Here is a 25,404-nt window from a genome sequence, read left to right on the forward strand (position 1 = left end):
AATACAAAAGGCAAGTTAGAGGATATACTGTTGGGCTAACAGGATTTTAAGCCTGTGGAGATGGTGGGTTACCACTTCTAAGAAGCAGGAATCCTCGTGGGCTTGCCCCGAGGAGGGTCAAAAAACGGGTTTAATAAGAATTTTTTCAGCAGTGGTTACACTGCTATTTTTTACAATATATTCAGCATCCGGACTGGTAGCAGCCGGAAAATTATTTGAATCACTATTTAATATCGATTATTTTGTCGCTGTTTTTATTGGTGGTATAGCAATTGTGCTTTATACATTTCTGGGTGGATTTATGGCTGTTTCCTGGACTGATTTTTTTCAGGGAATACTGATGTTTCTGGCAATTACAATTGTTCCATTTTTTGCCTATTCCAGTGTCGGTGGAATGACAGGTATAGCAGATACGATGCAGATACAGAATATTTCTTTATCTTTAATGCCGGAAGGTTTTACTGCGGCAGCTGTTATTTCTGCGGCAGCCTGGGGTCTTGGTTATTTTGGTCAGCCGCACATATTGGCAAGGTTTATGGGTATTGATTCTATAAAGAAAGTACCGGGTGCCAGAAAAATAGCTGTAGTCTGGGTTGCTATCTCTCTGGCAGGTGCTGTACTTATTGGCCTGATAGCTATTCCTATGTTTCCGGAAATTCAGGATAGCGAAAAAGTATTTATAGGGATGATAAGGAATATATTTAATCCCTGGATAGGTGGAATTTTACTGGCAGCAATATTATCTGCCATTATGTCAACAATAGATTCTCAGCTTTTAGTATCTTCATCAACACTGACCGAAGATTTTTACAACAGAATTATTAAAAGGAATGCTTCCGAAAATGAAAAAATGTGGGTTGGGAGAGGATTTGTAATTTTAATTGCAGTAATAGCTTTTTTACTTGCTTTAAACCCTGAGAATACTGTTTTAGGACTGGTGGCATATGCCTGGGCCGGCTTGGGAGCTGCTTTTGGTCCAGTAGTATTATTTTCTCTTTTTTCTAAAAACACAACCTGGAAGTCTGCATTTGCCGGTATGCTTTTAGGAACAGCAGTACTTATTATCTGGAAACAAACTGGTTTAGGTGCACAAATGTACGAAATAGTGCCAGGGTTTTTGGTCAATTCTGCCACAATATTTGTTGTAAATATATTTTATAAACAGGACAACAGGGAAGTTATTGAAGAGTACAGTAGAGTAAATGAATTTTTTGTAGAAAATAATATTTAATTAATAAACTTTTGTTACCGATGATAGTTAAATTGTAAATGTAATTATCTAAAATGATAAAACATCTCTTCTTCTAAATTTCAGATTTAGAGGAAGAAATTTACATAATATTAAAGTATATTGTCAAATTTAAGTACTGCATGGATTCGACAATATCTATGTAAAGATAAATATGTAAATCAAAAAATGGAAGGAGATATTTATGCGTATTTATTCCTGGAATGTCAATGGCATTAGGGCGGTGGCCCGCAAAGGTTTTTTAGACTGGATAGAAGGAGAACAACCCGATATACTGGGGCTGCAGGAGATTAGAATACAGAATGATCAGCTGGAAAATAAGCTCAGAAATATAGATGGTTATCATTCCTATTTTAATTTTGCTGAAAAAAAGGGATACAGTGGTGTTGCACTTTATACTAAAGAAGAACCACTGCTGGTGGAAAATGGACTGGGAGTGGAGAGATTTGATAGAGAAGGAAGGGTTCTCAAAGCAGAATATCCTGATTTTGTTCTCCTTAATATTTATTTTCCTAATGGTAAGAGGAGAAAAAAAAGACTGAATTACAAGCTGGACTTTTATGATGAGGTTTTGGATTACTGTGAAAATCTGAGGGAAAACGGCAAAAAAGTTCTTGTTTTTGGAGATTATAATACTGCACATCATCCTATTGATTTAAAAAATCCAGAAGCAAACAAAGATACCTCTGGTTTTCTGCCCATAGAAAGAGAATGGCTGGATAAGCTGGAAGATCACGGCTATATAGATACATACAGATATTTTTATCCGGATAAAGAGACTTATTCCTGGTGGAGCTACCGCACAAGAGCTAGAGAAAGAGATGCTGGGTGGAGGATAGATTATCACTTTGTTTCCAAAGAACTGAAGGATAATCTAAAAAATGCTGATATTCTGACAGATATAATGGGTTCTGATCACTGTCCTGTAACAGTAGAGCTGGAATTTTAATTTTATTTTAAGCAGCCGATATTTTTTTAAAAAGGCAAATATTAAAAATGAAAAAACTTCCTGTAATTCACTAATTGACTGCCTATCCTGCTGATGTTAAATTATAATTATTCTAATAAAAATATTGATTTAAAAAATAAAAGTTTAAAAATGGAGGTGCGGCTGGTGAAATATATCTGCAGTAGATGTAATAAAACAGAAGATATAACAACACATAAACCTGCATGTGAGTGTGGGGGGTTGTGGAAACTTGACTACAGAAATAACAAATTTTCAAATACGATGATAGTAAAAGAACACTGGAATATGATGAGGTACAAAAACTTTATTCCGGTTAATTCAAAAACCTGGGCGGAAATAAGCCTTGGTGAAGGTATGACACCAATGGTAAGGCTTAATAAAAATCTTCTGCTGAAAATGGATTATCTTATGCCTACACTTTCATTTAAAGACAGGGGTGCTGCTGTGCTGATAGCTCACTGCAGAGATATTGGGGTAAAATCAGTAGTACAGGACAGCAGTGGAAATGCAGGTAACAGTATTGCTGCTTACTGTGCCAGAGCAGGAATAGACTGTGAAATATTTGTTCCTGAAGGAGCTTCAGAGAAAAAAATTGAGATGATAAAATCTCACAATGCAGAAGTAACAGTTGTACCGGGAAGTAGAGATCACTGTGCAGATGTATGTCGAAAAAAAGTTCAGACAGAAGGAAAGTATTATGCCAACCATGTCTACAATCCATTTTTTTATGAAGGAACCAAAACTTATATTTATGAGGTATATGAAGAGCTTAAATATATACCACAAAATATATATGTTCCACTGGGTAATGGAACCCTATTTATCGGTATAATGAAAGGGCTTGAAGACCTGCTTGCAGCTGGATTAATAGAGAAAATGCCGCAGATAATAGCAGTACAGAGTGAAAACTGTGCTCCAATTGCTGAAGCAGTAAAAAATAGGGAAAAAACTCCTGCTGATATCAATATATCTTCAACTCTGGCTGAAGGAATAGCGATAGGAAGACCCATGCGTGGGCCAGAAATACTTGACTATATCTATAAATACAGTATTGATGTAATAACAGCACCGGAAAATAGGATTTCAAAGGCAAAAGCTGAGCTGGCAGCAGAAGGAATTTATATTGAAGATACCACGGCAGCCACTTATGCTGCCTATTTAAAATACAGTCAGAGCAGAGAAAGCAATGTAGAATCACTGCTGCCGATGTGTGGTGCAGGATTGAAGAAATGAAAAGAAAGGGGAAATATATGAATAAAAGACTGTTCAAAAGACGTTTAATCTATGTGCTGATACTTGTGCTGACAGCAGGTGCTATTTTTTCTGTAAATTATTATTATGGAAATAAGATTTCTCAAAATTTAAAAAATGAGATAGAAAAAACTGCCGAGGAAAATGATTATCAGATTGAAACAGCCGAAATTACTGCCAATCCGCTGCTCAGAGAAATAAATGTAGGTAAGCTAAATTTAATTAATGCAGACAGGGGTAATTTAGAGCTTGATAATATCAATATTACTACAAGCTGGCAGCAGATTTTATATTATATTAAAAATGAAAATTTTGATTTAAACAAAGATTTCACGGTGGTTATAGATAGAATTTATTTTGCCAATATAAGGGAAAGCTTTCAGCTGACAGCAGAAAATGTGGAGGCTGATTTTGAAGGTGAGTTTGCACCAGAATATTTTTCTGATGCAGAACAGTTTTTGGTCCATGATCAAAATCTTAATCTTACAGCAGACAGGCTAAAATATAATTTTCCCTACTACAGAAGCTATGGTCTGGTAAAGGAAAACTGGGAAGATATCTCCACCTTTGACAATTTTAAAGCAAACTACAGTTTTGACGCAGAAACTAAAATTATGGATATAAATCAGCTGCAGCTAAAAAATCAATTTCTGGATTTTGCAGGCAGCCTGCATGGGAAATTAATTAAACTGCAAAATAAAAACAGAGTATTTTTCGAAAGCTTAAAAACAGATTATGATCTTAAATTAAATGGAGAAAATTTAGTAATCAATGAAAATCCAATTTACAGAGATTTTAAATTCAGTACATTGACAGCATCCGGTGAATTTGATATCTTTCTTGAAGACAGAGATAATATAACGTATCGCCCCAACAGCTTTGATTTTACAGCAGAGCTTACAGATTTTTATTTAACTTTAACAAATGAGATAAGGGAGGAACTGAAAGAAAACACATTTGGAATTTTTGGCAGCAGTGAGGATTTTGCCTTCCGCATAGATAACATGTTTTATGAACAGGATTATAACTACCCAGAGGGACATACCTATTCAGAACTTAATTCACCACTTATTGAGGCAAAATTAAATGCAGAATATATTTATCGGGGTAATAATCAGCCTTATCTTAATAGTGGAATACTTAAATTTAAACCTCTAACCGATAAAGCAGCAGGTATTGTTAATATACTAGAAATGCTGTATGGCAAAAAGCTTAACAGAGATAAGGACGGTTATATCACAATAGAAGCATGGGGAGATATGGGTAATCTACAGTTTAAATAATATTTAAAAAACTTTGAAGATAAAAACTAAATATTTATCTGCTCTAAATATTTATCTGCTCTATAATTTGACAGTCCAAGTTATATTTGTTATCCTATTTAGCAGGTAAAGATTGTGATACACTATTTTCAATATATAAGTCTGATGTTTTTGCTGATAATTCTTTGAACGCTAAGGTTTAAGATATGTTTAACCATTTACATGTCTTAAACCTTTTTTAGTTGTGGGGACAGATTTTTTTAAAATGAGAAAGAGGTGGATATGATTGAAGATAAAAGTAAAGGATCTATATAAAATATTTGGTAAAAACCCGCAGAAATCACTTTCACTGCTGGAGGAAGGATTATCTAAAGATGAAATACTTGCTGAGACAGGAGATACAGTTGGAATCAATGATGCCGGCTTTGATGTAAAAGAAGGAGAAATATTTGTTATAATGGGTCTTTCCGGAAGCGGGAAATCTACTTTAATCCGCTGTTTAAACAGGCTGATAGAGCCTACTAGAGGGAAAATAGAAATAGATGGAACAGATATCATGTCCCTTAATAAAAATGAACTAAGGGAATTTAGAAAAGAAAAAATAGCCATGGTGTTTCAGAATTTCGCTCTTTTCCCCTATAGAACAGTACAGGAAAATGCAGAATTTGGTCTGGAAGTTCAGAGAGTCGAAAAAAAAGAAAGGGAGAAAAAAGCAAAAAAAGCTTTAAAACAGGTAGGTCTGGAAGGATGGGAAGATCAGAAGCCTGATCAGCTGAGCGGAGGTATGCAGCAGAGGGTCGGACTTGCCAGAGCACTGGCAGTAGACACAGACATACTGCTGATGGATGAACCATTTAGTGCTCTGGATCCACTTATAAAAAAGGAGATGCAGGATAAACTGCTGGATCTTTATGAACACATAGATAAGACAATAGTATTTATAACACATGATCTGGACGAAGCCCTTAAACTTGGTGACAGAATTGCAATTATGAAAGATGGAGAAATAGTTCAGATTGGAAACCACGAAGAAATTCTGACAGAAGCTGAAAATGATTATGTTAAAGAATTTGTACAGGATGTGAACAGATCACGGGTACTGTGTGCGGAAGATATAATGGATAAACCGGTTGCACTGCTTTATTATGAACAGGATGGACTTCATACTGCTCTGCACAAAATGAGAAAACATGATCTGAGCAGCATATTTGTTGTTGGAAAAAATAGAAAATATAGAGGGATAGTTGAACTGGAAGAAGTGGTATCTTCGCTGAATAGAAAAGATAAGTCTATTGATGATATCATCAAAAAAGTGCCGGCTGCAGATCCGGCTGAAAATCTAGATGATCTTTTTGCTCAAATTGCCGATCTGGATACACCACTACCTGTACTTGATGATTCAGGTAAATTAAAAGGAATTATAGTTAAAACAACTGTGCTTGCTAATCTTGCAGGGAAAAATTTAAAATAAAAATCTGGAGGGATATCAAATGAAAAAATTTAAACTTATTTCTATTTTTTTAATTCTTACAGCTGTTGTAGCAGTTACAGGAATACAGGCTCCTGCAGTAAGTGCTCAGGATGACACAATTGACTTCGGTTATGTGCAGTGGCCGGGAGTAACAGTTAAGACACATGTTGCAGCAAAAATTGCCGAATATCTGGGCTATGATGCTGAAATGACTTCTGGATCTCAGGCAATAGTATTTAAAGGTCTTGATACAGGTGATCTGGACGTATTTCTGGGAAATTGGATGCCGACTATGAAAATGCACTTTGATAAATATGAAGAAAAGGGCTCAATACACAATGTGAGAGTAAATCTCTGGGATGTTGTCTATAAGACAGCAGTACCGGATTATGTATATGAAGCAGGTGTAACTTCACTCAGTGATTTAAATAAATATGCAGAGAAATTTAATAGTACGATTTATGGAATCGAACCTGGTAATGAAGGTAATATTATCATTCAGAATGCAATAAAGAATAATAATTATAACTTAAAAGATTGGAAACTGCAGGCAAGCAGTACTGCAGGAATGCTAACTGCTGTTAAAAGAGCAGTAAATAATAAAGAATGGATTGCCTTTAATGCTTGGAAACCTCATTATATGAATGTAATGTTTGATATCAGATATCTTGAAGATCCAGAAGGTATCTGGGCAGAGGGAGAAAGAGTATTTACAGTAGTAAGAAATGGATTTGAAGATGAAAATCCTAATTATTATAAATTCTTAAAGCAGTTTAAAGTTACTGCACCAATACAGAATAAATGGATAGACAGTTATAAAAGACAGGGCAAAAATCCAGAAGTTGTAGCAGAAGAGTGGATTGCAGATAACCTTGATGTTGTAAATCAGTGGGTCTATGGAGTAGAAACTGTTGATGGAAGAATGGCCCGTAAAGCTATTAAAGAACAAATAAATAATTAAATTACTATAATAAATATAACTAAAATTGGGCGGTATCAGGTTTACAATGATGCCGCCACTTAAACATGATAAGGATGGTGATCGACATTAACAATTTAATGAACTTATTAACGACTAAAATTCCACTGGGTAACTGGGTGGAAAATTTGGTGAATTTCTTAATAAATAATTTTAGTGGGCCACTAAACAGTTTTGCTTCAATTATAGAATATGTTATAGGTCATATTGAAGGTATGCTGGCTTTTCCTCATCCTTTAATTCTAATAATATTATTTTCACTGCTTGCCTGGAAACTGAAAAATATAAAATTATCTGTTTTTGTTGCTCTTGGTTTAGCACTGGTTTTAAACCTAAATATGTGGGAGCCTCTTATTATAACTTTAGCTTCAATTATGACTTCAGTAATAGTGGCACTTGTAGTAGGAATACCAATTGGTATTTTAAAAGCTCACAATAGAGCAGTTGATCTAATAACAAGACCTATACTGGACTTTATGCAGACAATACCACCTTTTGTATATTTAATTCCTGCTCTAATGTTTTTTGGACTGGGCAATGTCTCCGGAGTTATAGCAACAGTTGTATTTGCTATAGCACCTCCAATTAGATTAACTTATCTTGGTATTAAACAGGTGGATACAGAGCTTAAGGAAGCCGGTCATGCTTTTGGTGCAGACTGGTGGCAGATACTATTAAAAATAGAACTGCCAAGTGCAATGCCTTCTATCATGATGGGGATAAATCAGTGTATAATGCTGTCACTTTCCATGGTAGTTATTGCCGCAATGATAGGTGCAGGAGGTCTTGGAAAACCTGTACTTCGTTCACTGAATGTAGTAGATATAGGGCTTGGTTTTGAAGCAGGACTGGGAGTTGTAATAATTGCTATGATTCTGGACAGGATGTTTGGCAGGGATTAAAAAGAACTCAACCCAACTTATGAAAAGCTCACAGGACTTTTTACAGAAAAAGCAAAAGGAAAAACACCATCAGGACTTTTTACAGAAAAAACAGCTGCAAAAACAGAAAGCAATTACAGAAGGTGTCTGCAGCAGAATAGATGAAAAATTTAAAGAATATAATAAAAACCATAAAATCTATCCACATCTCAAAATTTCTCTGGGTTTTGCCGTTAAAGATGTTGAAGATGATCTGGAGCATATATTCAGAAAAGCAGATCGGCGAATGTACAGAGAAAAAGATAGTGTATGTTAAAATTAATAATTTAAAGGCCCTCTTAAAGAAAAGTTTGATAAAAACTCTTCTTTAAGAGGTTTTTTTAATTTAACAGATATTTTTGTAATTCAGTAAAAATATATTTATAAGGATTATAAATATTTAATTAAAGCAGCAGATAAATTTCGTAGTCTGATGCTGTATTGGAGCAATATATGTAACTTTTATGTAAAAATTTGATTTAAATATATCTGCTAAGGCAGCAGTGTAAATTTTGATTAATTAAAAAAAATGTATTATAATATACTAAAAGATAACAGAAAAGAATCTATTTTACTTTTGTTTAACAGACAAATGGAAAGGAGAGCTTTTTATGTTAACTAAAAAAATATTAGATAAAATTTTTAGTCAGTTGGAGGGAGAAGAGTTTAAGGTTGTCTACTGGGATGGAGAAGAACAGTCATTTAACACAGATAATAGTTCTAATTTTAATCCTGCCTTTACACTTTACATAAATGAAAAAATATCTTTAAATCAGATCAGAAAAAATCCTCAGGTAGAGATTGCTGAAGCATATATGAGGGGAGATGTAGATTTTGAAGGTTCCTACAAAAAACTTATCAAAATGATTGCAGAAAATAGTGCCAGTCTAAAAAATGAGGCAGAAAATTTAGGTACATACAGTGAATGGAAGACACAGAAAGATGCTTCCTTCAGTGAACAGGCCGAAGGTGTTCAAAAACACTATGATCTGGGTAATGACTTTTTTTCACTGTGGCAGGATAATACTATGACATATTCCTGTGCATATTTTAAAAATAAAGATGACAGCCTGGAAAAAGCACAGCAGCAGAAAATGGATCATATTTTAAAAAAATTAAATATAGAATCAGGAGATAGAATGCTGGATATCGGCTGTGGTTGGGGTGGACTGGCCATCAAAGCAGCAGAAGAATATGATATTGATGTACTCGGTATAACTTTAAGTGAGGAACAGGTAAAAGGTGCCAACGAAAAAATAAGACAAAAGGGCCTTTCAGATAAAGTTAAAATTATAAAAAAAGATTACCGCAAACTGGCAGAAGAAGGAGAACAATTTGATAAAATAGTAAGTGTAGGTATGTTTGAACATGTGGGTAAAGAATATATTGAAGAATATTTTTCAGCTGTAAAATCTATGCTTAAAAAAGGTGGATTATCTTTACTGCACAGCATTACCCATCTAAGGGAAGATCCAACCCATCCCTGGATACAAAAATATATTTTCCCATGGGGATATATACCTTCTTTAAGAGAAATTGTCTGGCATCTGGGAGAACAGTCTTTTCACCTGCTGGATGCAGAGAATATTGGTTTTCATTATGCACTTACTCTGGAAAAATGGCTGGAAAATTATGAGCAAGTTACTGATCAGGTTAGAGAAAAATTTGATGAAGAGTTTGTTAGGATGTGGAGGATGTTTTTAATGGGTGCAATGTCTGCATTTAGATATGGTGATACTGATGTTCATCAGGTGCTGTTTTCCAGTGGAAAGAATATAGAGCTTCCTTTAACCAGAGATTATATGTATAATTAAATTAATCTTATCTTGAGATTTTGATGATGGCCCGTAACCAACCGGACTGTGTTACTGTATAAATTCAGCTGCACTGCGTTTTATACCGGTAGATAAGATGGAAGAAGAAAGATATGGAGATTATCTTTATCTATTCAAAGAAAAATAGATCACCCCTATGTGTTTGGGATAGTTGTCGTGGGGCACAGATAATTGTTTTGTCCTTATCACAGATCAAAACAGTATTTTAAAAATTATTCTATTAACACTTTTTTATAAATATAAGTATATAAAAAATCAACAACTTGCAAATATTAATGCTCTCCTTTCAGGTAAATGGATTCCAATCATTGGATCTATCTACTTTTGGGAGAGCATATTTTTATCAGGATTTTTTTAGAAGCTGCCAGACTTCAAGCACAGCAGCAGCTGATAAAACTAATATAGTGTATAGTTCAAATTTAACAGATTTAACAGCATATTTAACAATTTAGAATATTTAAAGTCCATTTAAATTTTAAGAAATAACAGTTGTGTGATCTAAAAATTAGAAAACGATGTTCTTCTAAGCTGTATCAGTTTTATTGCTGTAAAATTGCACTTAAAAATTAATGAGGCTATTATGAAAGAGCCTCAAAAAATAGTATTTTACTTAAAGAATGTTTTTAAATAGACAATTTTTTATTTTGAATCAAAGGTCTGCCTGTGTAGTTTACCATTTTCATCTAACATTATTTCAGTAATTTTATCTAGATAAGGAACATCATTTTCTTTTTTACAATCTAAAGTATGAAATTTTTTGCCTAGTGATTTTCCCTCTTTTGAATTCATTCTTAAGATTTTCATGAGTGAAATTGGATGTTCCGGTTCTTTAACAGTAATAAGTGCTGTGTCTTCCACTGCTGCAGCTTCACTAATAAGTTTTTCGAAGTCAATATCATCGATTCCCGGGATTAATAAAAAGTCAGCATCTGTCTCTAAATCATCAAATCCTTTTACCTGCTGGCAGCTAAAACTCTGTTTTGCAGCAGCCATCAGTGATGCTAAAAGAGGTCTGATACCTGCTGATCTGTGGCCTGAAACTACTATTGATTCTTTTCTTTTGATTGCAGAATCAATATATTCTCCTTCTTTTTCGGAAAAAAATCCCTGTTTAACAAATTTTTCAATCATCTTGTTCATAAATATCACTCCTCATTCTATAATATCATAATTACAGCAGAATTTAAACATAAGTTAAAATTATATAACTCCCTGATCAAGCATTGTATCTGCTACTTTCACAAAGGAAGCAATATTTGCACCCGCAATAAGATTGCCCTCCATACCGTATTCTGCAGCAATTTCTGTAATATTATGATAGATATTTACCATAATCTGCTGCAGTTTTTTATCAACTTCTTCAAATGTCCAGCTGGTAAACATGGCATTTTGTGTCATTTCAAGTGCAGAAGTGGCTACACCACCAGCGTTGGCTGCTTTACCTGGAATATATAGTACATCATTAGACTGGATAACATTTATTGCTTCAGGTGTTAGAGGCATATTGGCTCCTTCTGCCACCATCATAACACCATTTTCCACCAGTTTTTCAGCTAATTTTTTGTCTATTTCATTCTGCGTTGCACAGGGAAGTGCTATATCACAGGGGATAGTCCAGATATCAGCACATCTGTCCAGCTTTTTTGCTTCAGGTGTTTCTTCCAGATAATCTCCAATCCTGCCTGTGTGTGTCTGTTTTATCTCTCTTACAGTTTCTAAATCTATACCATCTTCATCATAAATACAGCTGCTAGAATCACTCATAGCAACAACTTCGGCTCCCAATTCTTTGGCTTTTTCACAGGCATGTAGTGCTACATTTCCAGAACCGGAGATAAGAATCTTTTTCCCTTCTAAACTTTCACCATTATCTTTTAACATTTCATTTAATATGTAAATTAAACCATAACCGGTTGACTCTGTTCTGACAAGACTGCCGTTCCAGGCCAGACCTTTACCTGTCAGGATACCTGTCTCATATCTTTTTTTCATTCTTTTATACTGACCAAAAAGATAACCAATTTCTTTTTTCCCGACTCCTATATCACCAGCAGGGATATCTGTTTTATCACCTATGTGGTGTGACAGCTCTGTCATAAAACTCTGACAGAACCGCATTATTTCTCCATCTGATTTTCCCTTGGGATCAAAATCACTGCCTCCCTTACCTCCACCAATAGGCCTGTCTGTGAGTGCATTTTTGAAAATCTGTTCAAATGCGAGAAACTTAATAATTCCAGAATATACAGTTGGATGAAATCTTAATCCACCTTTATATGGACCTAATGCACTATTAAACTGCACTCTGCAGCCTCTATTTACATGAACTTTCCCCTCATCATCCACCCAGGGAACTCTAAATAATATCTGTCTTTCCGGCTCAACTAGACGTTCTAAAATTCCATTTTCCTCATATTCAGGATGTTTTTTTAGTACAGGCTCAAGAGAAATAAGTACTTCCTCAACAGCCTGATGGAATTCTACTTCCCCCTGATTTCTCTTTTTTACTGTTTCAAAAACTCTGCCTGTATAACCATCCATACTGTTTACTCTGCTCATAATGCTCACTCCTATTTATTAAATTTAAAATTAAATATGATGCTTTCAGAAAAAATTTCTCTTAAATTATATACTATTATATTTTATGGAAGAATTCAATGGAGAAAGAATATTTTTTTGCGAAAAATAGTAATAAATTGCTTTTAAACTATAATATATTTCAAATTAAATAATTTTAAGGCAGATAATATTGAAATATCTATATTTTTTTGTTATATTTTCAGTTTTTTGATATATCTGTGCTGAATTAAAAAGAAAAATGCGGAATTTTAAATTTAATTTATACTTTTGATTGTGTAAAATAAAAATATATTAAACAACAATATTGTACCTATAAATATAAAGCAGTAATGATTATTATGTGAAATTTAAAAAGAGTGAAACTTGAAAGAAGTAATAAATTTTCTTTTGACATTTAAAAACTGCAGATAATATGGTATAATTTTCAATAAATATTTAAAGCATTGTTCAATTCTATTATTTATTTAAAGATTACAGAAAATTTAAGAATCATTTTTGTAATGAATAAAAATCAATATAGATGTAGACAAAAAAATCCCTTGGTAGAATGTAGAAGCAGAAATTTCAGAATCTGCAGTGAAATAAGCTGTTAAAAGCTGCAGTATGAGCTGGACAGGAGGTAAGTTAAATTAAACTTAAATCTGATATTTATTTAAAATCTGTATTTGCTGGAAAAAGTTTTAAAAAATATCCCATAACCAGGATAAAGGAATGGTCAGATAGTGGAGATCCTCTGGAAGTTGTTATACCGGATATAGATAAAGCAGAAATAAAGGATGGAGCTTCAATTTGGGAAAGATTTGCTGATTTTTTTATATTTAAAGATATTGATACATATTATTCTCTGGGAGAAGGTAATACCTCGCTTATTGAAGCAGGTAGTACACTGAAAGAATACTGCGGCTCAGAAAATATTTTTCTAAAAAATGAAACTCAGAATCCAACCTGGAGTTTTAAAGATAGAGGTACATTCATATGTACCTGTTTTGCGGCAGTACTTAATGAACCTCTAACAGCAACGATATCAACAGGAAATATGGGTAATTCTACTGCTGCATATGGAAGTAGAGCCGGCATTAAAACAGCAGTTTTTTTACCTCATTATACATCGGAAGAAAAGATCTCAGCGATTGGAATACATGGTGCAGAAATTTTTAAAATAAAAACTGATAATTATTCAGATATGAAAAATGCAATTCTTAATAGAGCAGAAAAACTTAAAATAAGGGTTGTTTCCGGTAATGGGCCAATTCGAATAGAAGGATATAAATCAACAGCTTTTGAACTGTTTGAGCAGACAGGTGGTAATTTGCCTGATTATATTGCTGTACCAACATCTGCTTGTGGACATATACGGGGAATATTTAAAGGTTTTAGAGAATTAAAGGAAGCCTCTATTATAGAAAAGATGCCGAAGATGATAGCTGTCCAGTCAAAAAATATTAATCCTATTGTGGCAGCTATTAAAAATAATAGAGAAGATATTATACCGGCATTAAATAAAAATAGTATCGCTGAAGCTATAACCACCGGCAGACCTTATGGAGGCAGGGAGATTATAGATAAAATATATAAATATGGTTGGCTGGCTGAAGATGTCAGTGAAGAGGAGATAATAAGAGCACAAAAATTGATTGCTGAAGATGGTTTTTTTGTTGAAGCTGCTTCTGCCACTACGGCGGCTGCAGTAAAGCAGCTAATAGAAATGGGTAAAATTAAAGCCAGCGAAAAGGTGCTGCTTATGTTAACTGGATCCGGACTAAAGGACCTTGAGTCTGTTAAAGATTACACATATAATATAAATAAAGTTGATCTGGATAATATTGAGGAGTGGATGACAGCTGATGAGTGATAAAGAAAATATCGGTGGGCGTGCATATAAAAACGGTGTGCGCCTTATGGACAGCAGAAGATCTGTTAAGGCTTACTATGATGAGGATAATAACCTGCAGATAAGTATTTCTTCAGTGAAACAAAATGATTATTTTAGGTACTTTAAAAAGATTCCCATTATAAGGGGTATTTTTGCTCTGTTTTTTGCCCTGTGGGAATTTTTTAAAGAGGTTTTTAAAGAGCCGAAAAAATACTGGTTTGTTTTTTTCATCCTGGCAGCAGATATAATTTTTTTTACCATTCCCGAATCTGCTGGAGAAGGATTTAAAGAAATTTTCTTTTTAATCTATTTTTCAATTCCTCTAATTTTGATCCTTTTATTTAAAAGTACTGTATCTGAAGTTCTCAAATTTCATGGAGCAGAACATAAAGCTGTAAACTATTACGAAAATGGTTCAGAAGGTGAAATTGCTAATTATTCTAGAATTCACAAAAGGTGTGGCAGCAATATTGTATTTTATTATCTGCTGATCACATTTATATCAGGTTTTTTCAATATTGGAATCAACTTTTTTATCCAGGAGATATTATTTCTGGGAATTGCCTATGAAATTATGAAAATAACACCTGACAGACTGCTTTTTATTCCGTCTTTTTTTCAGAAAATATTTGCCAGAGAACCGGAAGAAGAGCATATTAAGGCTGCAGAAGCAGCACTCAAAATTTTAAAAAAAGGAAGCAGGTAAGCAAATGAGAGATATCGATTATTTAAAATTATTATCAACCAAATTTCCTAATGTTCCTTCTGTGAGTACCGAAATTATAAATTTAAAGGCAATATTGAATTTACCAAAAAGTACTGAACATTTTTTAACAGATCTGCATGGTGAACATGCGGCATTTAAGCATATGCTTAGAACGGCATCTGGATTAATAAAATTTAAAATTGACATGATTTTTGGAGATGAACTAAATAAAGCAGAAAGAGAAGAACTGGCAGCTTTGATTTTTTATCCAGAAGAAAAGATAGACAGCCTTAAGGGAAAGGACAGGCTGAGTCAAGACTGGTATAAAAATTCTCTCAATAGAATAATTAAATTGTGCAGAGATGTTTCTTCAATATATACCCGTTCAAAAGTTAGAAAAGCTCTGCCGGAAGAATTTGCCTATATACTTGAAGAACTGCTGCATTTAACAGAAGATGATCAGAACAAAAAAGAATATCATGACCAGATTATTTCTACAATTATAGATATTGGTCAGGCAGAAAACTTTATTGAATCACTTTCAGAACTTATTCAGACATTTAGTGTTGATACTCTGCATATAATAGGTGATATATTTGATCGGGGACCTGAACCACACATGATTTTAGAAGAGTTGAAGTCACATCATAACTGTGATATACAGTGGGGGAATCACGATATTCTCTGGATGGGAGCCGGACTGGGGCAGAAAGCTCTTGTTGCTACTGCGGTCAGAATTTCTCTGAGATATGGTAATCTGGAACTTCTCGAAGAAGGTTATGGAATTAATATGCGCCCACTGGCAAGACTTGCTATGAATGTTTACGGTGGAGATGTTTATGAGGATTTCCATCCTAAACTTATAGATCGAGAATTAGAAAAAAAGGAAGAAGCTGTTATATCTCAGATGCAGAAAGCTGCTGCAGTAATACAGTTTAAACTTGAGGGTAATTTAATTAAAAAAAGAACTGAGTTCGATATGAACGAAGCTTTGTATTTAGATAAGATAGATTATCAAAAAGGTATAATTACTTTAGATGGAAAAGAATATAAACTTACAGACAGCTATTTTCCAACAATAGATCCTGAAAATCCGTATGAGCTTAATCAGGAAGAAAAAAAAGTAATAGATCAATTAAGTAATTCTTTCAAAAATAATGATAAATTACAGGAGGATATACGATTTTTATTCAATAATGGAAGTATGTATCTTAAATATAATGGGAATTTGCTGTATCACGGCTGTGTGCCATTAACAGAAGCTGGTGAGTTTGCTTCTTTAAAAATAGAGGGCGGAAAATACAGTGGGAAAAAATTGATGGATTTTTTTGATGATATAGTACGCAGGAGTTATTCATATAAATATGAAGAAAAGGACTACAGGGATTGGCTGTGGTATTTATGGCGCGGAGAATTTTCTCCACTTTTTGGAAAAGATAAAATGACAACTTTCTGCCGTTATTTTACAGATGATAGTTCCCTTTATAGAGAAAAAGAAAATCCCTACTACAGGTTGAGGGAAAATGAAGATATCTGTAATATGATATTAGATGATTTTGGGCTTGATCCAGAAACTGGTCATATTATTAATGGACATACACCTGTCAAAGAAAAACAGGGAGAGAGTCCAATCAAAGGGCACGGTAAACTTCTTGTAATAGATGGAGGTATTTCGGCAGCATATCAGAAGAAGACCGGGATAGCCGGTTATACTCTTATTTATAATTCAGATGAGATAAGGATAATATCTCATGAACCATTTATTTCTAAAAAAAGAGTAATTGACGGACAGGTAAGTAATGTTTCTTCTATAAGAGTGGTGGAATTTGTCGGAAGACAGAAAATTGAAGATACAGATATAGGTAAAAGTTTAAAATCCGATATTAATGATTTAATGGATCTCCTTGAGGCATATAATAAGGGGATTATTAAGGAAAAGTATAATTAATACTGATGTTAACATCGGCCAGTCTAAAAAGATATTTATTTATGCTATTTTAAATTTATATTCAAATAGCAAATTATAAATAAAAAGCAGTAAAAAAGAGATAGTTGTAATAAACTATCTCTTAGCTTCATCTTATAGCTTCATCTTAATAATTAATATTTCAATATAATTATATTGAAATAAATCTTCTTTATAGATAACCTCTCAGTTTTTTACTTCTGGTGGGATGCCTCAATTTCCTGAGAGCTTTAGCCTGAATCTGTCTAATTCTTTCTCTGGTTACACCAAATTCTGTGCCGACCTCTTCTAATGTACGCTGACGGCCATCTTCCAGCCCAAAACGAAGCTCTATAATCCTTTTTTCTCTATCAGTAAGAGTACTCAGCACATCATCCAGCTGATCTTTTAACAGTTCAGAAGAAGCTAATATATCTGGTGCTGGTGCTTCCTGATCTTCTATAAAATCTTTCAGCTGACTGTCATTTTCTTCACCAATCGGAGTATCTAAGGAAGCAGGCTGCTGATTCATGACCAGCTTTTTAACTTCCATAACTTTGTCTGGTTCCATATTCATTTCTTCACCAATTTCTTCAAGAGTAGGTTCTCTTTCTAGTTCTTTCTGCAGTCGCTTTTCCACTCTTCTCAATTTGTTCATGGTTTCTACCATATGAACAGGAATTCTTATAGTCCTTGCCTGATCGGCAAGTGCTCTTGTAATAGACTGTCTAATCCACCATGTTGCATAGGTGCTGAATTTATATCCTTTTGTATAATCAAATTTATTAACGGCTTTCATTAAACCTTTATTGCCTTCCTGAATTAAATCCAGAAAAGACATTCCCTGACCAATATATTTCTTAGCAATACTGACAACAAGTCTTAAATTAGCCTCTATTAATTCCTGCTTTGCTTTTTCTTCACCTTTTTCGATGCGTTTTGCAATCGCCACTTCTTCTTCTTTTGTCAGCAGGTCAACTTTTCCCATCTGCTTCAAATATACTCTCACAGAGTCATCAATTCCTGCACCAGCAGGGATAGAAAGATCAAGTTCCTTATCTTCATTATTTTCATTCTTATTACTTGCAACTTCTTTTTGAGACATATAAAACTCCTCCTTATAGCCATTGCCTGACACAACAAATCATTATAGTATAAAAGTATCGATTTGTCAAGTGAATAGAGAAAGGAGTTTCCCCAAAATTTATTTTCAAGCTGCAAAAAGGGGGCTTTAGTCATCAACGAAATTTTTAGATTTATCTAAAACTCAATTCGGGTGTGAAATAGGGCACACTAATCAATGAGTCCTCCTGACTCATGATTAGCTCACTCCATCCTGCAGTTCAACCCTATTTCTTCCTTCATTTCGTTAAGATTCATTGACTAAAAATTTCAATATTCCTGCATCTCCCCTTTTTGCAGCAGTATATAAAAAATGGGGAAAGTCTATAATAGAGAATAAAAAAAAAACAGAAACATGTAGATATATCTTAATAATATTGAGAAACCCCCTCATTAAATAAAGACAGGGTTTAGAGAAAACTTTTTTAACAGGAAGTTTTTTAAAAAATTTATATATATATATCTTTTAATTAATAGTAAAATACTCAAGTTAATTATATTATAGCATATATGTGATTTGTGTGTCAAGTTGTGTAGTATAAAGAATTTCTCCAAAATAAAATTGCTTTTTTGAAAGATTAATTTGTAGTTTTTAGATAAAAATGTTAAAATAATTATAAACATATGTTAAAATAGGAGGAGTTTGTTAAAATTAATATTTATTTAAAACGGCCAGGAAAACATCAGGCAAGTAGTTTATCTGTAATTTATCTGATGAAAAATTATTGTGTGATATTTACAGAAAGGAGAAAATTATGAAAAAAAATATCATAGTTTATGCTATTATGTTAATGTTTTTTATAATAGCAGTTCCCCTTTCTATTAAAGCAGATATCTTTGACGATATTGCAGATGTTTTTAATTCTCACGGTTTTATTATGCTTTTAATTATTTTGCTTTTATTTATCTTTACTTTTATTTTGTTCAAAAATTACAGGGATTTAAAAAACAAAAATAGGGTTCTGGAAAATTTTAATAAACTCAGACAGATATTTATTGATGCAGATGACAGCCTCATATATTTAAAAGATGAGAAATTGAAATATATTTTTGTAAATAAAACGGCAGCTGATTTTTATAACCTTTCTAAAGAAGAAATTATTGGTCTGGATGATTATGATCTGACAGATGAGTTTTTTGCCGATATCCGCCACAACACAGATTTAAAAGTAATGGAAACTGGAGAATTAGTTGAAGAGGAAGTGAGGTGGAATGGGCACATCTATAAAACTACTAAATTTCCAGTTGAACTAATAAGTGGTGATTATGGGATAGGTGCATATATTAAAGATGTAACAGAAGAATATAAGTTAAGCCAAGAATTAAAAGTAGAAAAAAATAAATATTTTCGCACACTGCTTTTTATAGGTGATGGTGTAATTCTGGTTAATAATGACCGCAAAATAGAAATGATAAATAAAGCAGCTGAACGACTGACAGGCTGGCATTTTGAAGAAGCTGAAGGCAGAGATTACAGAGATGTTTTAAATTTTATTTACCTGAATAATGATAAAGAACTGACAGATCCTATTGAAGCAGTATTTGCAAGTGGAAAGGTTGAAAAACTTGAAGATAATGCTGCTCTTATATCAAAAAATGGGGAAAAATATTTTTTGGATGATTCTGCTGCCCCTATTTTTGATGCAAATGGAGATCTTTATGGAGTGGTTATTGTTTTTAGAGATGCTACAACTGAAAAAAAGCGTCAGGAGAAGATCGAGTATTTAAGCTATCATGATCCGATGACAGGTTTATACAACAGGCGTTTTTTTGAAGAAGAATTAAAAAGGCTGAACGTGGAAAGAAATCTTCCGGTATCGATAATTATAGGTGATCTGGACGGCCTTAAGCTGACAAATGATATTTTTGGACATGATGCTGGAGATAAACTTATTCAGCAGGCAGCAGAAGCTTTTAAAGAAGCCTGCCGTAAGGATGATATAATTGCCCGCTGGGGAGGAGATGAATTTGTCGTTTTACTCCCTGATACAGGGAAGGAAGATGCTGAAGCTGTTAAAGAGAGGATTAATGAGTGTTTTGAATCTAAAAAGGCGCTTGCACTTGCTGCAGGTATATCAATGGGTGTCGGAACACAGGAAGAAAAGGCAGGAGAGATAATAGATTATCTAAATAAAGCAGAATCAGCCATGTATTCCAGCAAAAGTGTAAGCCGGACCAGCAATGATCAAATACATATAAATAATATTATTGATATTCTGCACAGTAAATGTGCCAGAGAAAAAACTCATGCAGAAAATGTATATAATCTGTCGGTAAAATTTGCAGAAGAACTCAAGCTGGACAAATCAGTTTTAAAGAAAATTAAAAATGCTTCCTATTTCCATGATATAGGTAAAGTTGCTGTAGATACCGACATATTAAATAAAAAAGAATTTTTAACAGATAAGGAGTACGAAGACATGAAGCTGCATGTTTCCACTGGCTATAGAATATTAAATTATTTCAACCATACTATAGATATAGCTGATGATGTGCTCTCACATCATGAGAGGTGGGATGGAAACGGCTATCCAAGGGGGTTGAAAGGCAAAGAGATATCAATGATTGCAAGAATAATTGCAGTTGTAGAAACTTTTGAAAGCATGACAGCAGCTGATTCCTATTCGTGTAAACACAGCAGAGAAGAAGCACTGACTGAAATTAGAAGATGTGCTGGAACACAGTTTGATCCGGCATTAGCCGAAAAATTCATTAAGTTTATCAGCTGATTGATATAGGTACCGGGTACAAAAAAGCTTTTTTGTACCCGGTACATGAGATTAATTTCACTTGAATCTGGTACTATTTAGTTGTTTGGTACCCGGTACCATAATTATTTTGGATCCAGTGCATCTCTCAGGCCATCTCCCAGAATATTATAGCTTAATACTGTAATAAAGATAAAAAAGCCGGGCAGAAGGAGCCAGGGGAAACTGCTTATTTTACTGACATTCTGGGCGGCTGAAAGCATATTACCCCAGCTTGCCGAGGGTTCCTGAATTCCCAGCCCTATAAAGCTCAGTCCACTTTCCATGATAATATAACCTGGAATTGCAACAGTAGCTCTGATGATAATATATGTTGTTGTATAGGGGAGGATATGTTTAAATATGATTCTCCTGTCACCTGAGCCCAGTGCTTTTGCTGCAGCAACATAATCTTCCTGTTTTACTGAAAGCACCATACCTCTTATAACTCTAGCCATACCGGCCCAGCCCTGAAAGGCCAGGATAGATACAATAAGAAAAAATCTGAAAGCAGAAGATAAATCAAGTGGAAGAACTGCAGCCAGGGCCAGCAGAAGATAAAAACTCGGAATAGACATTATAACTTCTACAACTCTCATTATCAGATTATCTATCCAGCCTCCATAATAACCGGAAATACTGCCCACAATTACACCAATTATGGTGGTGATAATAATTGCCACAAAACCTATAAATAAAGAGACTCTGCCGCCAAAGAGAATGCGGGTAAATATATCCCTGCCAAAACTGTCACTTCCCAGCAGAAAAATAGGTATATCACCTTCAGTCTGAAACAGGTGTATATCTGAGCTGAAAAGTCCCAAAAGACTGTACTCACTACCCCTGCTGAAAAAATTAAGGTAATATTTCTGGCTTTGGTCAACTTTGTATTCACCCCAGCCTACAGCTTCAGTTTTGTATATATATGGAGCAGAAAGGCCATCTTCATCTGTAAAGTGTATTTTAGTTGGTGGATGGTAAAAATGCTTTTTAAATACCTCTGTACTTTCATAGGGAGCAATAAAAGGTGCAAAAATGCTCAAAATATACAGTATTATTATAATTACAGCTGCTGAAAGAGCAAAGCTATTTTTTAAAAATCCCTGGAATTTTCTCTTCCGGGGTGAAATATTTTTAAAATCTTTATCCACTTTATTAAGTTTTTCTGTCGGCATTACAGCTCACCTCATTTGCTGAAATAATATAATTAGTCATAACTAATGCGCGGGTCATTTAGAGCAAGCATTATATCTGCAGCAAGATTACCGATAATAAGCATCAGGCTTCCCATCATCATCCCCGCCATAGCAAGATAGAGGTCCTTGGACCTGACTGCTGTCAGCATCATATTTCCCAGACCAGGCCAGCCGGTGACTATTTCAGTCAGCGCTGCTCCACTGAAAAGTGAGCTGAGCTGAAAACCAAAAATAGTTATCATAGGGTTAAGAGCATTTTTAAGAGCATGTTTGTAGATGACTTTTCTTTCTTTTAAACCTTTGGCTCTTGCTGTGCGGATATAATCCTGATTTATTACATCCAGCATCTGTCCCCTCATCTGGCGCATCAGAGAAGCAGTACTGGCAGTACCCAGCACAACTGCTGGTACAATTAGATGTTTTGCAATATCGATTACTTTTTCAACTGGTGTCATGTAATCATACATAATGCTGGTCATACCGCTGATAGGCAGAGGAATATTAAGCCTGACTATAAGAAACAGCAGCAGCAGAGCAAAAAAGAAATTTGGAATTGACAGACCAATAAAAGAAAAAGTAGTAAAAATATTATCCAGTATGCTGTAGTGGTGTGTTGCAGAGTAAACACCCACCGGTATAGAAATCCCCCAGGCGATAATCATCGCAGCAGCAGAAAGAATAAATGTATTGAGCAGCCTGCTGCCTATAATTTCTGCCACAGGTATTCTGTAGGTGAAAGATTCTCCCAGATTTCCCTGCAGCAGTTCTTTTAACCAGTATAGATACTGTACCGGTACACTTTTATCCAGACCAAAATCTTCTTCCATAGTTTCTATAAGTTCAGGTGATATATCAGGATTCATTTTTATTTGATCAAGATAGCTGCCTGGAGAAAGCTGCATAATAAAAAACGACATAATAGAGATTACAAAAAGCAGAGGAATGGTAATAATAATTCTTCTTAAAATATAGTTCCTCATCTTTTTATCCTCCTCATCAGCTGTTCCACCTGAAGACAGATTCTAACTTTTATCACTGTTCCAGATATAGCTCGTAAATATTCCATGTTACACCACCATATGCAGTTACTTCTGTATTTTTGAGGCTGTCTCTTACAGCATAAATTGCATTTGGAACTACAGTATAGATAACAGGTAGTTTTTCAGCAATTATCTCCTGAAACTCTCCATAGTATTCAGCTCTTTTTTCTACCTCATGTGTCTGAGCTGCTTTAATAAAAAGTTCATCTATGTGTGCCTCCCAATCGGTGGCCGGTTTTTCCTGGCGTGGATTCCACATATGCAGATGTCCATGAGAAAGCCAGACATTGGAACCACTGTGTGGTTCAACTCCACCTGTTAGTCCGATAAGGATAGTATCAAAATTCCATTCACTCATCAGCATAGAAGTCATTCTGTTAAAATCTACCGGTGTGGCATTGATCTTCATACCCAGATTTCTCAGTTCAGTAGAAATGATATTCATCAGTGCTTCTCTAACATCATTTCCTGCATTTGTAAGAATATTAAATTCAACTCTATGCCCATTTTTATCTATCAGTTCTCCAGCATCATTCCAGCTGAAGCCGCCTTTTTGCAGTTCTTCTCGGGCTTTTTCTAGGTTATATGGATATTTTTTTACATTTTCATTCAGATAGATTTTATTGGGTGTGCTGATAGGACTCCACTGTTTGCTTCCCTGGCCGGCAAGTGCCTGATCAATCATTGTATTTTTATCAAAAGAATAGGCTACTGCCCGCCTGAAGTGGATACTGCTGAACCATTCCAATTTCCACGGCTCTTCTTCAAGTTTGGGGTTGCGCGGATTTAGATTGAAAACCAGAAAATTAGTGCTGAAGGTCGGCCCTCCATCTATCAGATCAAAATCTTCCTCTTCAGATTTTTCCTTAAAGCGCTTATAATCAATACCTCTAACTCCCAGTATATGTGTTTCACCTTTTTCGAAAAGCAGAGATTCTGTTTCCTGGCTGCCGGTAATTATTCTGACCCAGTTTTTAATATAGGGCAGTGATCTGCCTTCTGGATCAAGTCGCCAGTAGTTTTGATTGGCCTGCATAACAATTCTTTCTCCATTTTTGTAATCTACCATTTTATATGGTCCTGTACCGATAATATCTGCTGGATCTGTATTTATACCCCAGCTGCTGTTAAATTTTCCCTGCTGCCAGCTTTTATACAGTCTGTGTTTGGGCAGAATAGGGGCCAGCATATTGTTTAAAAATGGTGCAAATGGTTCTGGGAGTTTAAATTCTACCGTATATTTATCAATTTTTTTGTACTGAGGAAATTCACCATCGATTATCATAACATCTCTGCTGCCGGTGGGAATTGACTCATCTTTAATTAGATCAAAGGTAAAAATGACATCATCAGCTGTAAATTCCTCACCATCACTCCAGTTTACACCTTCTCTTAGATAGAAAGTGTAGGTTTTTCCATCCTCACTAATCTTCCAGTCTTTTGCCAGTTCAGGTTCTATTTCTGTAGTGACACCATTTCTGGTGACAAGTCTTTCGAAAATATAACCCATTACTACACCACTGGAACTTGTCTCTGCAGCAATAATTGGATTAAATGTTTTTGGATCACTGAGCAGAGTTGTAATAAGTGTTCCTCCATGTTTCCCCTGAGGTTTTTGGGATATCCATGGGTCTTTTAGCTCAGCTGCTGTGAGAGAAGAGGACAGGATAAAACTAAAAATAAAGATAAATATTAATAAAACTGCTGAAACTCTAAATTTTTCCATACTCACTACTCCTTTCTAGTCCTTTTTGCTTATCTAATTTGTTTTCAAATCTTTACTTGTTTAATTTCTTCTTATATTAATGTATTGCTTGATTATCTTCCTGACTGATTACAGCATTGTGTGCCGCCATCTGTAAAAGTAATAATCAAATACATATATCTAAAAAATTGAAATTAAATATAGTTTTAAGAAAATCAGGGTAAAGCTTTTTGATAAAGAGAAATATTGGGTTTATAAGAAGAAAACTGAGGGGCGTTAAAAAATAAGCTTTATGGATTACTGATATATTCTGTGTTTTGAACAATAATCCTGCTGAAAAATTTAAAAAATGGTGGATGCTGGACTGAGAAAATAGGTAACTTTTTTAAAAGTATTTTTTATCTGTCAAAAAGAGAGTTAATTGGTTACTTGCGGACTGCCACAGGGACTGCTAAAATGATATATAAATACAGTTTAGAGAATAATTAAAAGGTCTTTGTAGAGAAGAAATTTGCACAGTACTGTTGAAAGGCATCAGTAAAGTCATAATTAA

At 34.4% G+C, this 25,404-nt stretch carries 19 protein-coding genes; 13 read left to right on the top strand and 6 right to left on the bottom strand.

Annotated elements, in window-relative coordinates; genetic code table 11:
* Positions 1-133 precede the first annotated feature (133 nt).
* The 9 genes from DFR78_RS09185 to DFR78_RS09225 all read left to right on the top strand — a co-directional run bounded on the left by DFR78_RS09185 (position 134) and on the right by DFR78_RS09225 (position 9,916).
* Positions 134-1,231, top strand: a complete 1,098-nt coding sequence (locus DFR78_RS09185) for a sodium/proline symporter (RefSeq protein ID WP_255416539.1) — start codon at positions 134-136, stop codon at positions 1,229-1,231.
* A 202-nt stretch (positions 1,232-1,433) separates the two neighbouring features.
* Complete coding sequence (locus tag DFR78_RS09190) at positions 1,434-2,198, top strand: exodeoxyribonuclease III (protein WP_114458547.1); 765 nt, start codon at positions 1,434-1,436, stop codon at positions 2,196-2,198.
* Between the two features lie 165 nt (positions 2,199-2,363).
* Complete coding sequence (locus tag DFR78_RS09195) at positions 2,364-3,452, top strand: threonine synthase (RefSeq protein ID WP_114458548.1); 1,089 nt, start codon at positions 2,364-2,366, stop codon at positions 3,450-3,452.
* A gap of 17 nt (positions 3,453-3,469) precedes the next feature.
* A complete protein-coding gene (locus tag DFR78_RS09200; RefSeq protein WP_147267763.1) occupies positions 3,470-4,753 on the top strand; it encodes a hypothetical protein in 1,284 nt (427 codons plus the stop codon).
* Positions 4,754-5,018: 265 nt separating this feature from the next.
* Positions 5,019-6,203, top strand: coding sequence for a glycine betaine/L-proline ABC transporter ATP-binding protein (locus DFR78_RS09205; protein ID WP_114458550.1), 1,185 nt, complete (start codon positions 5,019-5,021; stop codon positions 6,201-6,203).
* Positions 6,204-6,222: 19 nt separating this feature from the next.
* Entirely contained in the window at positions 6,223-7,164 is a 942-nt protein-coding gene (locus DFR78_RS09210; RefSeq protein ID WP_114458551.1) for an ABC transporter substrate-binding protein, read from the top strand.
* 74 nt (positions 7,165-7,238) lie between these two features.
* Positions 7,239-8,084, top strand: coding sequence for a proline/glycine betaine ABC transporter permease (locus DFR78_RS09215; RefSeq protein ID WP_114458572.1), 846 nt, complete (start codon positions 7,239-7,241; stop codon positions 8,082-8,084).
* Positions 8,071-8,379, top strand: coding sequence for a diguanylate cyclase (locus DFR78_RS09220; RefSeq protein ID WP_147267764.1), 309 nt, complete (start codon positions 8,071-8,073; stop codon positions 8,377-8,379). Before DFR78_RS09215 ends, DFR78_RS09220 begins: the two co-directional genes overlap by 14 nt.
* 334 nt (positions 8,380-8,713) lie before the next feature.
* Positions 8,714-9,916 (top strand): cyclopropane-fatty-acyl-phospholipid synthase family protein, encoded by a 1,203-nt coding sequence (locus DFR78_RS09225; protein ID WP_114458553.1) that lies wholly within the window; start codon positions 8,714-8,716, stop codon positions 9,914-9,916.
* Between the two features lie 660 nt (positions 9,917-10,576).
* On the opposite strand, the gene DFR78_RS09235 is transcribed toward DFR78_RS09225, so the two are convergent.
* Positions 10,577-11,077: a hypothetical protein gene (locus DFR78_RS09235; RefSeq protein WP_114458554.1), complete on the bottom strand. Its 501-nt coding sequence runs from the start codon at positions 11,075-11,077 to the stop codon at positions 10,577-10,579.
* Positions 11,078-11,137: 60 nt separating this feature from the next.
* A complete protein-coding gene (gdhA, locus tag DFR78_RS09240) occupies positions 11,138-12,496 on the bottom strand; it encodes an NADP-specific glutamate dehydrogenase (RefSeq protein WP_199505596.1) in 1,359 nt (452 codons plus the stop codon).
* Between the two features lie 865 nt (positions 12,497-13,361).
* Here gdhA and thrC point away from each other — a divergent pair.
* Genes thrC through DFR78_RS09255 form a run of 3 tightly spaced genes read left to right on the top strand, consistent with a single transcriptional unit; the run spans position 13,362 to position 17,044 of the window.
* Complete coding sequence (thrC, locus tag DFR78_RS09245; protein WP_255416540.1) at positions 13,362-14,369, top strand: threonine synthase; 1,008 nt, start codon at positions 13,362-13,364, stop codon at positions 14,367-14,369.
* Positions 14,362-15,096 (top strand): DUF1385 domain-containing protein, encoded by a 735-nt coding sequence (locus tag DFR78_RS09250; protein ID WP_114458556.1) that lies wholly within the window; start codon positions 14,362-14,364, stop codon positions 15,094-15,096. The genes thrC and DFR78_RS09250 overlap by 8 nt, the downstream gene beginning before the upstream one ends.
* 4 nt (positions 15,097-15,100) lie before the next feature.
* A complete protein-coding gene (locus DFR78_RS09255; protein WP_114458557.1) occupies positions 15,101-17,044 on the top strand; it encodes a fructose-1,6-bisphosphatase in 1,944 nt (647 codons plus the stop codon).
* 190 nt (positions 17,045-17,234) lie between these two features.
* On the opposite strand, the gene rpoD is transcribed toward DFR78_RS09255, so the two are convergent.
* Complete coding sequence (gene rpoD / locus DFR78_RS09260; RefSeq protein ID WP_114458558.1) at positions 17,235-18,146, bottom strand: RNA polymerase sigma factor RpoD; 912 nt, start codon at positions 18,144-18,146, stop codon at positions 17,235-17,237.
* A gap of 772 nt (positions 18,147-18,918) precedes the next feature.
* On the opposite strand from rpoD, the gene DFR78_RS09265 reads away from it, so the two are divergent.
* A complete protein-coding gene (locus tag DFR78_RS09265; protein WP_114458559.1) occupies positions 18,919-20,892 on the top strand; it encodes a diguanylate cyclase in 1,974 nt (657 codons plus the stop codon).
* 104 nt (positions 20,893-20,996) lie between these two features.
* Here the strand turns inward: DFR78_RS09265 and DFR78_RS09270 are convergent, their stop codons facing one another.
* The 3 genes from DFR78_RS09270 to DFR78_RS09280 are packed head-to-tail and all read right to left on the bottom strand — an operon-like array spanning position 20,997 to position 24,872.
* Entirely contained in the window at positions 20,997-22,085 is a 1,089-nt protein-coding gene (locus DFR78_RS09270) for an ABC transporter permease (protein ID WP_114458560.1), read from the bottom strand.
* 32 nt (positions 22,086-22,117) lie between these two features.
* Complete coding sequence (locus tag DFR78_RS09275; protein ID WP_114458561.1) at positions 22,118-23,086, bottom strand: ABC transporter permease; 969 nt, start codon at positions 23,084-23,086, stop codon at positions 22,118-22,120.
* Positions 23,087-23,138: 52 nt separating this feature from the next.
* The gene (locus DFR78_RS09280) at positions 23,139-24,872 is read right to left on the bottom strand and encodes an ABC transporter substrate-binding protein (RefSeq protein WP_114458562.1); all 1,734 of its coding nucleotides are present in this window, start codon (positions 24,870-24,872) and stop codon (positions 23,139-23,141) included.
* Positions 24,873-25,404 lie beyond the last annotated feature (532 nt).

Source organism: Halanaerobium sp. MA284_MarDTE_T2, assembly GCF_003337245.1.
Lineage (GTDB): Bacteria > Bacillota > Halanaerobiia > Halanaerobiales > Halanaerobiaceae > QPJE01.

Coding starts and splice junctions, on each gene's coding strand:
- DFR78_RS09190 (WP_114458547.1), top strand. CDS start 1,434: ATGCGTATTTATTCCTGGAATGTCAATGGCATTAGGGCGGTGGCCCGC.
- DFR78_RS09200 (WP_147267763.1), top strand. CDS start 3,470: ATGAATAAAAGACTGTTCAAAAGACGTTTAATCTATGTGCTGATACTT.
- DFR78_RS09210 (WP_114458551.1), top strand. CDS start 6,223: ATGAAAAAATTTAAACTTATTTCTATTTTTTTAATTCTTACAGCTGTT.
- DFR78_RS09215 (WP_114458572.1), top strand. CDS start 7,239: ATGGTGATCGACATTAACAATTTAATGAACTTATTAACGACTAAAATT.
- DFR78_RS09225 (WP_114458553.1), top strand. CDS start 8,714: ATGTTAACTAAAAAAATATTAGATAAAATTTTTAGTCAGTTGGAGGGA.
- DFR78_RS09235 (WP_114458554.1), bottom strand. CDS start 11,077: ATGAACAAGATGATTGAAAAATTTGTTAAACAGGGATTTTTTTCCGAA.
- gdhA (WP_199505596.1), bottom strand. CDS start 12,496: ATGAGCAGAGTAAACAGTATGGATGGTTATACAGGCAGAGTTTTTGAA.
- DFR78_RS09250 (WP_114458556.1), top strand. CDS start 14,362: ATGAGTGATAAAGAAAATATCGGTGGGCGTGCATATAAAAACGGTGTG.
- DFR78_RS09255 (WP_114458557.1), top strand. CDS start 15,101: ATGAGAGATATCGATTATTTAAAATTATTATCAACCAAATTTCCTAAT.
- rpoD (WP_114458558.1), bottom strand. CDS start 18,146: ATGTCTCAAAAAGAAGTTGCAAGTAATAAGAATGAAAATAATGAAGAT.
- DFR78_RS09265 (WP_114458559.1), top strand. CDS start 18,919: ATGAAAAAAAATATCATAGTTTATGCTATTATGTTAATGTTTTTTATA.
- DFR78_RS09270 (WP_114458560.1), bottom strand. CDS start 22,085: ATGCCGACAGAAAAACTTAATAAAGTGGATAAAGATTTTAAAAATATT.
- DFR78_RS09275 (WP_114458561.1), bottom strand. CDS start 23,086: ATGAGGAACTATATTTTAAGAAGAATTATTATTACCATTCCTCTGCTT.
- DFR78_RS09280 (WP_114458562.1), bottom strand. CDS start 24,872: ATGGAAAAATTTAGAGTTTCAGCAGTTTTATTAATATTTATCTTTATT.